This window comes from Erythrobacter sp. S227 (assembly GCF_057364925.1).
The window spans coordinates 3,126,929-3,142,286 of the sequence record NZ_CP200280.1 but is presented as its reverse complement, the minus strand read 5'-3'; the positions used below and the strand labels follow the sequence as shown (position 1 = coordinate 3,142,286).

The following is a 15,358-nucleotide window of genomic DNA, read 5'->3' as shown; positions in this document are numbered from 1 at the left end:
CTCCCTCTTACGAACCGCGCGGGCCGTTTGTGTCGGCGCTCGCGCTTCGTTTTGAAGTGGGGCCAAGATTGGTGAGTGTTGCCGTCTCTTTGCCTGATCGCAGGATGATCTGAGGCGGGACGGTATCGACCACCACAGTCTCCCCGCGAACGGTGAAATTGACAGGCCCTTCGTCGCCTTCTTCATTGGTGGTGAGGATCGCCGGAATGGCGGTGCCTGCGGGCCATGTCAGGAACAAAGCCTCCCCATCATCATAGGCACGCGCGGGGAACAGGCCACGCTCTCCGGCGGGGGCCCATTCGAAATTCAATCGCGCGGGGTCCACCACCGCATATGGATCACGCGCTGCGGCAAGCTCCACGTCATTGGCCGCTTCTCTCTCTGCTTGGGCAGCGGCAGCAATCGCGGCCTCTTCAGCCGCGCGCTCAAGCTCTGGATAGCGGAATTGCAGCACGTAAAGCGGCGCATTGCGAGGGGACGCCACAAGGTCGAACAGATAGGTCCGGCGGTTTGTCACAACAGTCATATTGGTGCGCGCCGATGTCGCCAGCGGCTTTACGAACAATAGGGTCTGCGCCTGATTGGGTTGCACCTGCCACGCGCTGCTGTCACCAATTGCAACGTTCTGGATCGCTTCATCGGGGGCAAATTTGATCGTCGTTTGTACCTTTACGCGGCCGTTGATCGTGTAAACCTGCGCCTCGTCAAAAACTTGCGTCACAAGGCGCGGATCGGCAGGTGCGCCAGGGGCTGGATCTTGCGCATATGCAGGCGCAGCAAGCGCCAGCGATCCTGCGAAAAGAAAAAGCCCAAATGGCTTTGCCCGAGCTCCTAACGGGTTCATTGAGAAGTCTCCGAATTTTTCCGCGCGGGCGTAGAAGAGGCCGAGCGGAAACGGTTGCCAATCCCCCTTGTACGCGAAGCAGCAGCGGAAGTGGGTGCGCTCTGAGCATTGCCAGAGCTGGTCGCGTAAACCTTGGTCTCACGCACCGTGGTAGAGCCGGATTGGCCGCCACCATCATTGGCGGCAACAGTGTTCGCCATGGCCACATTGATCCGGCGCTGAGGATTGGTCATGGTCGCCGCAGGTGTCGCCTGAACCGCCCGGTCGAGCGATGCCGCGAGCGGTGCCACAGGAGCGGTGCGGTAAGCATCGGCATTGGGCGTTGTCACCACATCGGGCGATGCAAAGCCAAAGACCTGCCACCCGCTCACCATCTTTGAACCCACATAAAGCACCATCAGCATGAGCATGCAGTGGACAAAGCCCACGAGGAAAAACGCCATCGCGGCTTGCTGGTCAATCTGGCCCGGGGTGGAAACAAGAGCGGAGAGGATGGGCACTGCCATTTCCAGCATCAGCGATCCCCCCACCACTGCGAACAAAGGTGCGAGCGCGAGCATCACCATGCCTTTGAGCCAGCCCACAAACAGGCCTCTTGTCCCGTTGAAGAGGGCAAGCACTACGAAAATCGGCCCCACCGCGAGGAGCAGCGCCAAGCCGATGCGCGCCGTCACCAACAGGCCGACAGTGCCGATCAGAAGCAACATCGCCCCGATCCACATCATGCCGGGCGGCGAAAATGCGCTGATATCCTCAATCCCCGTGCTCGCCTCTTGGATTGCAAGGAACACAATATCGAGCTTCATCGCGAAGGTGGCGGTTGCGGACCCTTCGCTATCGGTCAGCACGCCGGCGAGATAGTCGGGCGTCGCGACAAACAGATTGTAGAAGACGGTCGAGAACGCGGCAAAACTGGTCGCAAAGGTCAGGACAAGCCCGATAGTGACCATCCTCGGGATCATCGCCCGGATCGACAGGTTCGACCGGCCAAGCAGCAGGGAGATGCCGAAAAATGCCACATAAAGCGTCAGCACCACCATCAAAGCGACGCCCAGCTGGCCATCTGTGCCAAACAGGCGGTTGAACGCCTGCTCGCTGACCTCGCTTGCGATGCAGTCAACCGCCGTCAATGCTCCGGCAACGCCCGAGCCCATTTCCTCGGCGACAAGATCGCAAGCGGTCGTCATTCGGCCGCCTGCCAGACGGGCGAACCGTCTTCGTTTACTTGCGCGTTGCCATCGGGCCAAGCTTGATTGGTGAGCGCGGGATACCATTCGCTGGGACTGTCCCCAACGGCTGCACGCAGCAGGTCGAGCCTGCGCACCGCTGCCTCGCGTCCTGACAGGATGGTGAGAACTTCGGGTGCTCCCGACAAATCCAACCGCACCACAACGCTCGCATCAGGTTGGCGCACCAAGAAACAGCGCGAATGAGCGGGAAGCGAGCGGATGAGCGCCAGCTCATGTTCTGTCAGGCCAAATCCGTCGCAATAATCCTCAGGCCGTGCGCGGCTGTTGGGCATGAAGATCATGGTCGCGGTCTGTTCGACCAGAGCAGTTGAAATGCGGCTTTCGAGCGCGTCTTTTGCAGACTGCGTTGCAAACCCGACCAAAGCGTTGCGTTTCCGCAGCGTCTTTAACCAATCGCGAATGCGCGCAGCAAACACCTCATCGTCCAGCGCCTTCCACCCCTCGTCGATCAGGATCATGGTGGGTTCACCATCAAGCCGCTCATCAATGCGGTGGAAGAGGTACATCATCGTCGGCGTGCGCAGACGCGGGTTCTCGAGCAGCTGCGTCATGTCAAAGCCGAGGACACGGTTGTCGAGATCAAGTGCATCGACTTCATTGTCGAACAGCCAGGCGTGTTCGCCGCCATCTCCGCTGGTGGAACCGATCCATGCGCTCAACCGGTCAGCAAGATCGCCCGGCTGCGGACGGCGTGCGCCCGCAAGCAATTCCTTGAAATGCCGCAAACGGCGAAGAGAAGGATCGTTGGCATAGGTCGCATCGACCGCCGCGCTGATCGTGGCAAATTCCTCTGGCCCGTCTGCCTCAAGCAGCACGCCAAGCCAATCGCGAAGGAACGCTTTGTTCGCAGGGGTATCGGGCAGGGCGAGCGGGTTAAAGCCGGTTGGCTCGCCCGGATTGATCCGGTCATACCGCCCCCCAATGCCGCGGATAAAAAGCTCTGCGCCCCGGTCCTTATCGAACAGGATCGTGCGCGGTTTGAACTTTTGCGCTTGAGCCGCCAGGAAGTTCATCACCACAGTCTTACCCGAGCCCGACGGCCCGATTACCGAGAAATTGCCGAGATCGCCATTGTGAAAGTTGAAGAAGAACGGTGTGGCGCTCGTAGTCTCGAGCAGCGTTACCGCATCGCCCCAATGGTTGCCGCTGGCCTGTCCCAAGGCAAAGCCGTGGAAGCTGCCAAAGCTCGCCATATTGGCCGACGAAATCAGCGCGCGGCGAACGACGTAATCCTCATTGCCGGGGAATTGCGCCCAGAAAGAGGGCTCCAGATTGGTGTCTTCGCGAACGGCAATCGCGCCCGTATCTGCCAATGCCGCCGCAGCAGAGGCACAAGCATCATCGAGCCGGTCGAGCGAGCGCTCGCGCACAAGCACCGTCAGATGGTGATCGCCAAAGCCCACCGCCCCATTGCCCAGAGCATCGCGCGCCGCCATCATATCGGCCCGTTCAGCCGCTGCCTCTTCGTCAACCGAACGTGACCGGCGCAGCGCAAGATCAATGCGTTCACGCGCTGTGGTGCGTTCATTGGGCGCGTAACTCTCGGTCACGATCATCTCGAACGGCAGGCGCAAGAGAGGATCGAGCAGTCCAGGAGAGGTCGCCTCGGGATACTCCTTAAGGCCAAGGATCGCAGCAAAATCGGGTTGGCCCGATCCTTTTAACTCCATCGCATCGAGGCCAAAGCTCGCCCTGCGATAGGGGATCATATGGCCGATGTCGGTATCATCCGAAGGCCGCCGGACAGGGCGCATCTCGCCGTTGTAGAGCGCGGAAAGCAGCTCCAGCATCTCCGAATTCGTGCCGCCAGCGGGTGAATTGTATTCGCCAAGCACACTCGCCCCATAGGCCGAGAGCGCGGCTGTCAAGCCAGTCACCGCCGCTTTGAGGCTGCGAATGTCTTTGGGATCGGCCTCGAGCTCTTCGGCCGTGGTGCGCGAGAAGAATTTGGAAATCCGTTCCGGCAGGCCCGTTTTCCCGCGCGCAGGGCGACGGATAAGGGTCACAAACTGGTCATTGATAAACAGCGAGCCACCCGCAAGCCGCTCTTTCCAGCGCGCATCGATATGGCGGGAAAGGGCATCTGGAAACTCGGCATCAAGCTCGACCTCGACCCGCCGACGGATCACGTGGTGATAGAGCACAAAGCGCGCATCGAGGGTCGAGCGCAGCACAACTTCGCGTGTTGCGGCATGCGAATTGAGCGCGTCGGAATCCTCTGTTTCGAACAGGAGTCCGGGCACCTGGATCACGCTCATTACGGACCCATCGCGCAAAAGGACGGTGCTTTCGTCGACCAACCGCTCATACGGCAGGCGATCGCCAACAAGCGCTTCCTTAGCGCTCCAGCTTGCAGGTCCGATCCATTTCACCATACGTACAGGCCCTCCTTAAAAGGCCTCAATTCAGTCAATTCTTCAAGGCGCGTAGCTGTTGCAGCTCCACCGCCGGAAATTGGGTACGCGCGGGCATTTCGATACTTTGGTGATCCAAAGGTCGAAAATGCGCGGCTCGCGAAGCGACGCAAAATAGCCGATCACATGCATGGTAATCGGCACCAGTAAGAACAGCAGGATCATCCAGACGCTGCTCATCAAATCGGCCAGAATAAGAAACGCGATTGTCGTCACCATCATATTGATGATGAAGAAATTCATCGTCACGCCGGCAAACATCTGCGGACGGGTTAGCGTGCGGTGCACAGGATGACGGATGAGATTGCTCAACAGCCTAGACCCCCGCACCGCCAGCGATGGTCGCCACCAAACGCGGCGCCCCAAAGATGATGAACACGCCGATGATTACAGTTGCACCATACCGCCAGTTCATGCGGCCCGTCAGCATCATAAAGCCAACGCCTGCCACGGCCATAACCGCAACCGCTGTTGCGATTGGCCCGAGCAGAATACTCTGCATCCAGAGAAGCGCCGATGTGATGGGATCGCCGCCCTGACCGGTGGCTTGCTGGGCGAAGGCCGCGCTTGGCGTCAGGAAGAGCGCCAGAAAAGCCATCAAACGAACAGGCAATTGGAAAAGCGAAGTCATTCTGTTTCTCATATCCCTTTAGTCACATTGACGGCGCGAACCGTCATTTCCCGTGCCTGTCACCTTTGCAATTGTGCCGCCAATGGCACTGCTACAGCCTGAACAGGCACCCTTGAATGATTGGCGAGACGCCCCAGAATGGCGGCAACGTATTGCTTTGTCTCGCGAATGTTTGGAATGCCGTCCGCACGCTCTACCCGGCCCGGACCGGCGTTGTAGGCAGCAAGTGCCTTCTCCAGATCTCCGTCAAACCGGTCCAGTTGCTCGCGCAAATAACGCGCGCCGCCTTCCAGGTTTTGCATGGGGTCATCGGGATCCACTCCAAGATAACGCGCCGTCCCTGGCATCAATTGAGCAAGGCCGCGCGCGCCGGCAGGCGACACCGCCCCCTCGCGCCAACGGCTTTCCTGCCAGACGACCGCCTCAAGAAGCGCGGGACTTAAGTCAAAACGCTGTGCAAGCTCGGCAATCTTGGCGGCATATTGCGGCGGAATTCCCGCGGCATGCGCCTGTGTATCGGCAACGATGTGGTCCGGTACGACCACGCCGCTTTCCTGTGGAACGACCGAATTGTCAGGCCGAACCGCCACTTTAGGCGGCCCGCCAGCCACCCAGCGCGCACCATCAGGGGTGATCTCCAAAACGTCAGCATAAGCCGGGCTTGCAAGCGAAGTGCCCGCAAACAGAGCCAACCCAATGGCGGTCAAATTCAATCTCGCACCCACGAGAATCATTACGAGCCCTCCAGATCTGTCCCATGTCTAGCTTAAATGACAAGCAGGTGACAGTCTGCGCTTAATCGCGGCATCGCAGCACTGCCCGAAGGCAGCGGGTCACCCCCCTTTTACAGTCACCTGATCCATCGGAGCCATGGGCATCGCAAGCCCTGTCGGCCATTTGGGACGATAGGGGTTTTCAAGACTGGCAATCTCTTGCGCGGTCAACTCGATGTCGAGGGCCGCGACGGCATCGTCGATGTGATGCGGCTTGCTCGCCCCGATGATGGGTGCAGCGACGCCTTTGGTGAAGTGCCATGCAAGGCCAAGGCTGGCCATCTTTGCGCCCCTTGCCTCAGCCATTTGCGCAAGCGCATTGATGATCGCAGCATCGGCCTCATCGTCTTCGCTGTAGAGCGCCTTGCCAACCCCGTCGGTTTCGCTGCGCACCGTGGTTTCACCAAGCGGGCGAGCGAGGCGTCCGCGTGCAAGCGGGCTCCACGGAATGACACCGACGCCCTGATCTGCGCACAGCGGGAGCATCTCGCGCTCTTCCTCGCGATAGAGGAGATTGAGTTGGTTCTGCATGGCGATAAACCGCGTCCAACCATGGCTGCGGGCGGTTTCCTGCGCCTTGGCAAACTGCCAGGCGTACATGGACGAGGCACCGATATAGCGCGCCTTGCCCGCCTTCACGATATCGTGCAGCGCCTCCATCGTTTCCTCGATCGGAGTGGTGTCATCCCAGCGGTGGATCTGGAACAGATCGACATAATCCATGCCAAGGCGTGTCAGGCTGTCGTCAATCGCCTGAAGCAATGCCTTGCGTGAAAGGAGGCCGGTATTGGGCGCGCGCCGCCAGGGGATATAGGCTTTGGTCGCCACCACGATCTCGTCGCGGCTTCCCATCTCTTTGAGCAGCTTGCCGGTGATCTCTTCCGAAGTGCCGCCCGCATAGCCATTGGCGGTGTCGAAGAAGTTGATCCCTGCCTCCAATGCTTGCCGAAAGAAGGGGCGGCTCTCAGCCTCATCGAGCAACCAATCGCCGTGCCATCCGGCCGATTTGTCGCCATAGGTCATGCAGCCCAAACACAGGCGCGAGATGCGCAATCCTGAATTTCCAAGATTGGTGAATTTCATCAAATCGCTCCTACAAAACGCGGTTTATTCGCGCAGATTTTGACACACTTGACACACTGTTCAGGGGTAAAAAACTCGCGACCCCATATTTGACTTTAAAAAATTGATATCATTCGATTTATTGGAGAGCCTCTGCAAAATCGATCCTTCTGTTTTTGGTCCAAAATGTAGGAACGTTTTTAGCAGTTCACCCCGCATGTAGGAAAGCAGGCGTTTCCACCTCCCACAGCGCACCTATTGAAGCGTCAGTCCGCCATCCACGGTGAGCGTTTGGCCGGTCATATAAGCCGCCAAGGGAGAGGCGAGGAACATTGCTGCACCCGCCATATCTTCCGGTGTGCCCAGCCTTCGCAACGGTATCCTTTGCAGCGCCCCTTCGAGGCGTTCGGGATGCTCGGTCGTGACCGCTGTAATCTTTGTCGGCACCAATCCCGGCGCAATGCCGTTCACGCGGATACCGTCCCTTGCCCACGCCGCGCCAAGCGTCTTCACAAGGCTCACCGCGCCCGCTTTGGAAGCGGAATAGGCAGGGTTGCCGATATTTGCCTTGAAGCCCGCCACCGAGGACACAACCGTCATCGTGCCGCCCAACTCGGCAAGCTTGTCGTGAAAAGCGCGCGCCACATCCATTACCGAATTGAGGTTCACGTCGATCACCGCGTCCCAGCCCTCACGCTCGAACTCGCCGCGTGAATAACGCACCGTGCCCTGGCTTTGGATGAGCACATCCACCCTGCCGAGCGTCTCCACCAGCGCGCCGACGGCATCGCGGTCACTAACGTTCAATTGGGCATAGGATAGCCCGCGAAAATCACTGTCTTCAGCCTCCAGATAATCGCCACTATCTGGCCGAGTACCCGTCACGAGAACGTCGGCTCCGGCGCGGCGGAACTCATGCGCCATGCCATTACCGATGCCGCTTGACCCGCCAATGATGACGACGCGCTTTCCGGTGAAGTCCAATGGATTGGTCATGTATTCTCTCCCGCAATCACAGTCCCTTCGCCGACGATCCGGCCCTCCCAGAGATAGAATTTCCCCGCCTCGCTGATGGTATCCGCTCCTTGCTTGGAAAGGAATGCGAAGCCTACCCTTCGCCTGGTTCCAGGCTCAAAGGGAGCGCCGCTCAGCCGAATTCGGGCGTCCCATCCACCCATACTTGTGTCTGTCGATGTAAGCAGCGAACAGCCGTAATCGCAAAGCACAGCCTGCGTCTTCCCCCCCTCATTAGTTGGGTATAGCCAAACATCAACGAGGAGCTCCGAAGTCACGGATCAAATCTCGCGGCTGACCACTTCTTTCATGATCTCGCTCGTGCCGCCATAGATGCGCTGGACGCGGGCGTCGCGCCACAGGCGGGCGATGGGATATTCGTTCATATAGCCAGCACCGCCGTGCAGTTGCAGGCAGGCGTCGACCATCTCCCATTGCATTTCAGTGTGCCAAAGCTTCGCCGCGGACGCCTCGCCCGTGGTGAGCTCGCCTTTGAGGTGCCGCGCAATCGCCCAGTCGAGGTGTGCCCAGCCCACTTGCAGCTTGGCGGCGAGATCGGCGAGGGTGAATTTAGTGTTTTGGAATTGGAAGACGGTGGAGCCAAAAGCCTTGCGTTCTTTGGTAAACTTCACCGCTTCGTCAAACGCACGCTGAGCGCCGCCCATGGCCGAAACGGCGATGGAGAGACGCTCTTGCGGGAGCTCTTCCATCAGGTGGATGAAGCCCCGGTTTTCGCCGCCCAGAATGTTGGTCTTGGGCACGCGCACGTCCTCGAAGAACAGCTCGGAGGTGTCAGCGGCATGCTGTCCGATCTTGTCGAGATTGCGCCCGCGCGCAAAGCCTGGAGTGTCGGCATCGACGAGGATCAGCGATGTGCCTTTCGCGCCCGCTGTCGGATCAGTTTTGGCCACAACAATAATCACATCAGCGTTTTGCCCATTGGTGATGTAGGTTTTGGAGCCATTGATCACGAGGTGATTGCCATCCTCGACCGCCGTGGTGCGAATGCCCTGAAGATCGGAGCCTGCGCCCGGCTCGGTCATCGCAATCGCAGTGATGATATCGCCCGAGATCATGCCGGGCAGATATTTGGCTTTCTGCTCGTCGCTTCCCAGCCGTTCAAAATAATTGACGGTGATGTCGTTCTGAAGCGTAAAGCCGGCCGAGGAACCGATGTAGGCGAGTTCTTCATCAAGCACGCAGTTAAAGCCGAAATCGAGACCAAGTCCGCCGTTTTCCTCGGCCACGGTCATGCACAGCATGCCCGCCTCGCCCAAGGCTTTCCACGCCTCGCGCGGGACGATGCCCTCTTCCTCGTGTTTGTCGAGGTTGGGAACCATGTGCTCTGCAAAGACCTTGCGAACGGTGTCGCGGAACGCTTCGTGGTCGTCGTTATAGGCGGAGCGGTGCGCTGTTTCGATCATGGGGTTATGTCTCTCTCGGTTTGTTTCAAGTTGCGAGGAGCAACTGACCCAAGAGAGGCGTCCAAGTAAAGCGCGATTTTGACAGGGTGGCGAGAATTCGGGCTAGATAGCGCGATTGAATCCTTTGCGATCAAGGCGCCGAGACGACAAGCGTTGCCTTTAGGTGATTGCATGATAGCTTCGGGAATCATGGAAGACATCAAAGCAGTCGTCGAGTTCATCGGGGGTCCAGCGGCCCTTGGCATTTTGGCAGCCGTCTATTTCGGCAGCGTCATCGCGGAGCGTATCTGGGCGATCCGGGGAAATCCGGACTACAACAACAAAGATGCTCTGTGTTCGATCGGGCTCAACCTTTTGTCGAGCGTGATCAATCTTATCATCGGGTTTCTGATCCCGCTTGCGATCTATGTTCTGGTGTATGAAAATTTCCGGCTGTTTGACGGATTGCCGATTGTGCTTGCGATCGTCATCGCGTTCGTTGTGCACGATCTTTCATATTATTGGGAGCACAGGCTTGCGCACCGCGTAGGCCTTTTGTGGGCGTTTCATGCGATCCACCATTCCTCCAATGAATTCAATCACTCAACTGCGGCGAGGGGCTTTTTCCTCGATGGACTGCCAAGGCCCGTTTTTGACAGTGTGGCCGCCCTTTGCGGGGTGCCGCCGATTGTTTTCATCGCAGTGAGCGTCGTCAAAAACGCTTTCGGCATCTGGAACCACGCAAGCTATGTCGGGCGGCTGGGCTGGCTCGATCGCTGGTTTGCCACCCCGATGATCCACAAGGTCCACCACGCGAACCAGCCGCAATATATCGACAAGAATTACGCGCAGGTTCTGATTATCTGGGACCGGTTGTTCGGCAGCTACGCCGCGGTCGAGGAGGACCCCAACCCTGGTCTGGTCAAGCCGACATATGACTACAACCCGCTCACCGCGCAGTTCGTGGGTCTTATCCAGCTGAAAGAGCGGATGGATACAGCGGACAGATTGCGCGACAAGCTTGCCTATCTCTGGCGGCCACCGGAGTGGTCGCACGACGGGGTGTGCCGCTCGGACTGTCCGAAATATGCAGACGCCGCGCCCGTCTAAGCGCTTCTGGCCTTAGCCTACGAACGCACGTTCGATCACGAACGAACCCGGCTTGTTGTTCGCGCCCTCTTCAAAGCCGCGCTCTTCAAGGTCGGCGGCGTGATCTTTGATCATCGCCATTGAACCACACAGCATGACGCGGTCGGTTTCCGGATCGAAGCGTTGCGGGCCTTTGCTTTGCTCAAACAGGCGACCATCTTCGATCAATGTCTGGATACGGCCCTGTGTGCGGAAATCTTCGCGGGTTACGGTGGGGACATAGATCATACGCTCGCGCTGATCATCTTCGAGCAGCGGATCGCCTTCAAGTTTGCTTTCGAGAAGCTCGCGGTAGGCAAGATCGACCACGCGGCGCACCGAGTGCACGACGATGACTTCCTCGTACATCTCATAGACGTCCGGATCGCGAACGAGGCTCATAAATGGCGCAAGGCCGGTGCCGGTTGAGAGCATAAACAGACGTTTGCCGGGCAAAAGCGCGTCAGTCACAAGCGTGCCGGTCGGTTTCTTGCCAAGATAGACGGGATCGCCGACCTTGATGTGCTGAAGCCGCGAGGTGAGCGGGCCGTCCTGTACGATGATCGAGAGAAATTCCAATTCTTCATCATAGGATGGCGAGGCAACCGAATAGGCGCGAAGGAGCGGCTTACCATCTTCCTTGGGAAGACCGATCATCACAAACTCGCCCGAGCGGAAGCGGAACGATGCCGGCCGCGTCATGCGCAGCGTGAACAGCTCCTCGTTCCACTGATGAACGTGAGTGATCGTCTCAACCGAAACAGCGCCGCTTTCGGTAAAAGCGTCTCGGGAAGGGATCGGAGAAGTGACTGCTGTATCGGTCAAAATCGGCCTCGAAATCTGGTCTGACGCGGGAGAGTCGCGCCCTTATGCGCAGCGCAAATGGCCTTTTTGTGGGCCCGCTTCAAGTTAGATTAGCGATTGGGGGCAAAAGTGCGACTTCGCCATTCGCCCCCCAATCACATCATTTAGTTCCAGCCAGCGCGGTCAAAAATCTGCACCGCTTCTGTCTGGCCAGAGCCGATTTTGGCCGCATTCAAAGTGTCAGCGCGGAAAGTGCCCATCTCTTCCAAAGCGGAATTGCCCTTCATGCCGGTAACAGCCGGATATTCATTATTGCCGTCTGCAAAATACCGCTGCGCGCTCTCGCTGGTAAGGTATTCGAGGAAGGCAATCGCGTTTTCGCGGTTAGGTGCGTTGACCGTGACGCCAGCGCCGCTGACATTGACGTGCGCGCCGCGGTCACCCTCGCCTTGGTTGGGGAAAATAACGCCGAGCTTATCGAATACCGCCCGCTCTTCGCCTTCGCCGCCTGCAAACCGGCCAAGGTAGTATGAGTTCACAACACCAATGCGGCACTCGCCAGCGGCAACGCTTTCAATCTGCGCTGTGTCATTGCCCTCTGGCGGGCGCGCGAAGTTTGCGACAACGCCCTTCGCCCAAGCTTCCGCAGCCTCAGCGCCGTCATTGGCGATGATGCTGGAGAGGAGCGAGATGTTGTAGATATTGGAGGACGAGCGGATGCAAATGTCGCCTTTCCATTGCGGGTCAGCGAGGTCCGCATAGGTGTCGAGGCCTTCTGGAACGCCTGCGTCTTTGTTGTAGATGGTTACGCGCGCACGGGTGGACAGGCCAAACCACAGGCCATCGGGATGGCGCAGGTATTCGGGCAGGCGCTCGTTCAAAACATCGGATTGAACGGGAGAGAATATCCCTGCCTCTTCCGCGCGCCAAAGGCGACCTGCATCCACGGTGATCAAAAGGTCAGCGGGTGAAAACTCGCCCTCGCTCTGGATCCTTTCGATCAGGGCATCCGCGTCCGCCTCGATCCGGTTGACAGTGATGCCGGTTTGCTCGGTGAAATCCTCGTAAAGTGCAAGGTCTGTGTCATAATGGCGCGAGGAATAGATATTCACCTCGCCGCTCTGACCAGCCGTATCGCCCACTTCGCTGTCAGAACAGGCGGTGACAGCCAGCGTTGCCGCGAGCCCGAGAATCACTTTTTTCATGTTGGATAGCCTTCCATCGTATTTGCGAATGACTTGCAATAGTAACTTTCCCAATGCAAGCTTTATCTGCGTAAAAATGCCCTGACGCTGCCTTTCTTGGGGATCACACGGTAACGTGCACCTTCTTCGACAGCAGCGGTTGATTGCACCGTAATCTCTTCACCTTGCGGCGTTTGCAGGAGCAAGCGGCTGGCAACGCCCAAGGGGTGAACATCGACCACTTCCAACCCCGCCTCATCCGCTTCGCAGCCAAGCGTTTCGGCATGGACAAGCAGGTCAAACTCGCCCCCATCGGGCAGATCGCCTGCGATGCAAGAGAGCGGCCATGCGCCCATTGATGTGTTCAAAACATCGCCTTCGCGCGTGCCGGAGACAATCTGAGCCCCGCCGAATATTGCACCGACAGAGGCGCTTGCGGGGCGATCATGCAAATCTTCCGGCGTGCCGAACTGAATGATCCGCCCGCCTTCCATTACCGCGATGTGATCTGCAATATCGAGTGCTTCTTCCGGATCATGCGTCACCAAAATCGTGGTGGTCCCCGCCTCGCGCAAAAGCCTCCTGCAATCGCGGCGAAGACGGCGACGAAGGACAATATCGACGCTGGCAAAGGGTTCATCCATCAACAGCACTTGCGGTTCTGGCGCCATGGCGCGGGCAAGGCTGGCGCGTTGTTGCTGACCGCCGGAAAGCTCGTGGGGAAAGCGCTCGCCCAATCCGGCAAGACCCACGCGTTCAAGCCATCGTTCGATCACTGCAGCTCTCCCGCCCCCTGGCAGTCCAAAAGCTATATTCTTAGCAATGGTCATATGCGGGAAGAGCGCGCCGTCCTGAAACACAAGGCCCACGGGCCGCGCTTCGGGCGGCGGGTTCACGCCCGGGGCCGCCATCTCGTCCTCACCCACAAAGATACTGCCCGCTTGCACAGGGAGAAGGCCCGCTGCCAAATTCAACAAGGTTGACTTGCCCGAGCCTGACGAGCCAAGCAGACAGGTGATTTTTCCAGCCGGTGCTGTAAAGGCGATGTCCGAGAGCGCCTCCACCCTTCCGGTTCTGCCGGTGTAAGCATGGGCAATATGTCGAAATTCAAGGCTCACAAAATTGTCCGATGCAAAAACAGTCTGCGGAAGTTGTTGGCATGAGCCTTAGGCAATCTGCTGGTCGCCCCGCAAGTGGGCTGATTATGAAAGCACCGCGAATTGACGGCTGGAGCATAGCCGCTTTGCTGCTCGCTGGCTTTGCCGCATTGCCGATTGTGGCAATCCTTGTCTCTGCCCCAAATGGCGGGTTTGAGGCGATCGCCCACCTCGCCCGCACTGTCCTTGGCAGTTACATCGTGAACACGCTTTTGTTGATGGTGATGGCAGGGGGTATCGCATTGGTGCTGGGCACAAGCTGTGCGTGGCTGGTCAGCGCTGCTCGCTTTCCGGGACGTTCAATCCTTGCATGGGCGCTCGTTCTCCCGCTCGCCGTGCCCGCCTATATCGCGGCCTATCTCTATGCAGATTTGCTCGATTTTTCAGGCCCCGTGCAAAGCGCATTGCGCGGCGTTACCGGGCTTGGCGTGGGCGAATATTGGTTCCCCAGAGTACGCTCGCTTCCCGGAGGAGCCTTTGTCCTTGGCATTGTCCTCTACCCTTACGTTTACCTGCTCGCACGCGCTGCGTTCGCTGCACAAAGCGTCTCGCAATTTCGCGCCGCGCGCAGCCTTGGCGCAAGGCCGTCGCGCGCGTTCTGGCAAGTGGCCCTGCCCGCCGCACGCCCCGCAATCGCAGGCGGTTTGGCGCTGGTCCTGATGGAAGTGCTCGCCGATTTTGGCGTCGCGCAATATTTCGCCATCCCCACATTTTCGACCGGCATTTTTAGAAGCTGGCTTTCGATGGGAGACAAGCAGGCGGCGCTAAAACTTGCGGCTATGATGCTGCTGTTCGTGATCGCTCTGATCGTTTTGGAAGCCCGTACCCGCCGAGGCCGTTCGGCGAGCAAAGATGCGCGCGCCGATGGTGAACCGCTTGTGCAATTGTCGCCCACTGGCAAAGCGCTCGCGATGATCACCTGCACCATACCGGTGCTCTTGGGCTTCGTCATTCCAGCCGCGCACCTCCTCTCCATGTCGGTGAGCGATGCGGCCATCAATGCAGCGGGAGACCTCTGGTCTTTTGCCCGTGGCAGTCTCTGGCTTGGCCTTGGCGCAGCGTTCGTTTGCGTGATCGCCGCTCTTTTGCTCGCCTTCGCAAAGGCAAGGTCCGAAAGCACTTTGGTAAAAGCAGCCATCCGCGTGTCGACCCTTGGCTATGCTCTGCCCGGCGCGCTTTTGGCGGTCGGCCTGCTTGCGCCATTAGGGGTCTTAGATGTGACGATCAGCCGCTTCGCCCGCGATGTGTTCGGCTATTCGGGCGGACTTATCCTGACGGGTACGGGCGCGGTTTTGGTCTATGCGCTTTCGGTGCGGTTTCTGACCGTTGCATATAACAGCGTCGATGGAGGGATGAGCAAGATCCCGCCCTCGCTTGCGGCTGCCGCGCGGTCATTGGGCGCTGGCCCTGCGAAGGTTTTGACCCGTATCTATGCACCGCTTTTAAGCCCCAGCCTTGCCGCAGCAGCCGCGCTGGTCTTTATCGACACGGTGCGGGAACTTCCTGCAACGCTGATCCTGCGGCCCTTTAATCTTGAGACATTGGCAACCCGCACTTACCGCTTGGCGAGCGATGAAAGGCTCGTCGAAGCCTCGATCCCTGCGCTTATATTGCTGGCCGCTGGGCTGTTGCCGGTCCTGCTTCTCACACGCACGGGCCAAAGGCGGGACAGACGCTAAACCGCTCCATGTAAG

General features: G+C 58.7%; 14 protein-coding genes. 2 read left to right on the top strand and 12 right to left on the bottom strand.

What is annotated here, in order from left to right; genetic code table 11:
* Positions 1-7: 7 nt before the first annotated feature.
* From AC0V6Q_RS14910 to AC0V6Q_RS14870, 9 genes are all read right to left on the bottom strand, one after another.
* A complete protein-coding gene (locus tag AC0V6Q_RS14910) occupies positions 8-844 on the bottom strand; it encodes a TrbG/VirB9 family P-type conjugative transfer protein (protein WP_486169162.1) in 837 nt (278 codons plus the stop codon).
* Positions 841-2,031: a TrbL/VirB6 family protein gene (locus AC0V6Q_RS14905; RefSeq protein ID WP_486169161.1), complete on the bottom strand. Its 1,191-nt coding sequence runs from the start codon at positions 2,029-2,031 to the stop codon at positions 841-843. The genes AC0V6Q_RS14910 and AC0V6Q_RS14905 overlap by 4 nt, the downstream gene beginning before the upstream one ends.
* Positions 2,028-4,469: a VirB4 family type IV secretion/conjugal transfer ATPase gene (locus tag AC0V6Q_RS14900; RefSeq protein ID WP_486169160.1), complete on the bottom strand. Its 2,442-nt coding sequence runs from the start codon at positions 4,467-4,469 to the stop codon at positions 2,028-2,030. Before AC0V6Q_RS14900 ends, AC0V6Q_RS14905 begins: the two co-directional genes overlap by 4 nt.
* Positions 4,470-4,511: 42 nt before the next feature.
* Complete coding sequence (locus tag AC0V6Q_RS14895) at positions 4,512-4,820, bottom strand: VirB3 family type IV secretion system protein (RefSeq protein ID WP_486169159.1); 309 nt, start codon at positions 4,818-4,820, stop codon at positions 4,512-4,514.
* A gap of 4 nt (positions 4,821-4,824) precedes the next feature.
* The gene (locus AC0V6Q_RS14890; protein WP_486169158.1) at positions 4,825-5,139 is read right to left on the bottom strand and encodes a TrbC/VirB2 family type IV secretion system protein; all 315 of its coding nucleotides are present in this window, start codon (positions 5,137-5,139) and stop codon (positions 4,825-4,827) included.
* 59 nt (positions 5,140-5,198) lie between these two features.
* On the bottom strand, positions 5,199-5,873 hold the full coding sequence (locus tag AC0V6Q_RS14885; protein ID WP_486169157.1) for a lytic transglycosylase domain-containing protein: 675 nt from the start codon (positions 5,871-5,873) through the stop codon (positions 5,199-5,201).
* Positions 5,874-5,972: 99 nt separating this feature from the next.
* Positions 5,973-6,995 (bottom strand): aldo/keto reductase, encoded by a 1,023-nt coding sequence (locus AC0V6Q_RS14880; RefSeq protein ID WP_486169156.1) that lies wholly within the window; start codon positions 6,993-6,995, stop codon positions 5,973-5,975.
* A gap of 234 nt (positions 6,996-7,229) precedes the next feature.
* Positions 7,230-7,970 carry an SDR family NAD(P)-dependent oxidoreductase gene (locus AC0V6Q_RS14875; protein WP_486169155.1) on the bottom strand — a complete coding sequence of 247 codons (741 nt, stop codon included), beginning with the start codon at positions 7,968-7,970 and terminating at the stop codon, positions 7,230-7,232.
* 299 nt (positions 7,971-8,269) lie between these two features.
* A complete protein-coding gene (locus AC0V6Q_RS14870) occupies positions 8,270-9,412 on the bottom strand; it encodes an acyl-CoA dehydrogenase family protein (RefSeq protein WP_486169154.1) in 1,143 nt (380 codons plus the stop codon).
* Positions 9,413-9,601: 189 nt separating this feature from the next.
* On the opposite strand from AC0V6Q_RS14870, the gene AC0V6Q_RS14865 reads away from it, so the two are divergent.
* The gene (locus AC0V6Q_RS14865) at positions 9,602-10,501 is read left to right on the top strand and encodes a sterol desaturase family protein (RefSeq protein ID WP_486169153.1); all 900 of its coding nucleotides are present in this window, start codon (positions 9,602-9,604) and stop codon (positions 10,499-10,501) included.
* Between the two features lie 12 nt (positions 10,502-10,513).
* Here AC0V6Q_RS14865 and AC0V6Q_RS14860 read toward each other — a convergent pair whose 3' ends face one another.
* The 3 genes from AC0V6Q_RS14860 to AC0V6Q_RS14850 form a co-directional block, all read right to left on the bottom strand.
* Entirely contained in the window at positions 10,514-11,344 is an 831-nt protein-coding gene (locus tag AC0V6Q_RS14860) for a ferredoxin--NADP reductase (RefSeq protein ID WP_486169152.1), read from the bottom strand.
* Between the two features lie 143 nt (positions 11,345-11,487).
* A complete protein-coding gene (locus tag AC0V6Q_RS14855) occupies positions 11,488-12,528 on the bottom strand; it encodes a Fe(3+) ABC transporter substrate-binding protein (RefSeq protein WP_486169151.1) in 1,041 nt (346 codons plus the stop codon).
* 62 nt (positions 12,529-12,590) lie between these two features.
* Positions 12,591-13,625: an ABC transporter ATP-binding protein gene (locus AC0V6Q_RS14850; RefSeq protein WP_486169150.1), complete on the bottom strand. Its 1,035-nt coding sequence runs from the start codon at positions 13,623-13,625 to the stop codon at positions 12,591-12,593.
* 86 nt (positions 13,626-13,711) lie between these two features.
* Here AC0V6Q_RS14850 and AC0V6Q_RS14845 point away from each other — a divergent pair, with 86 nt between their 5' ends.
* Complete coding sequence (locus tag AC0V6Q_RS14845) at positions 13,712-15,343, top strand: ABC transporter permease (RefSeq protein ID WP_486169149.1); 1,632 nt, start codon at positions 13,712-13,714, stop codon at positions 15,341-15,343.
* Positions 15,344-15,358 lie beyond the last annotated feature (15 nt).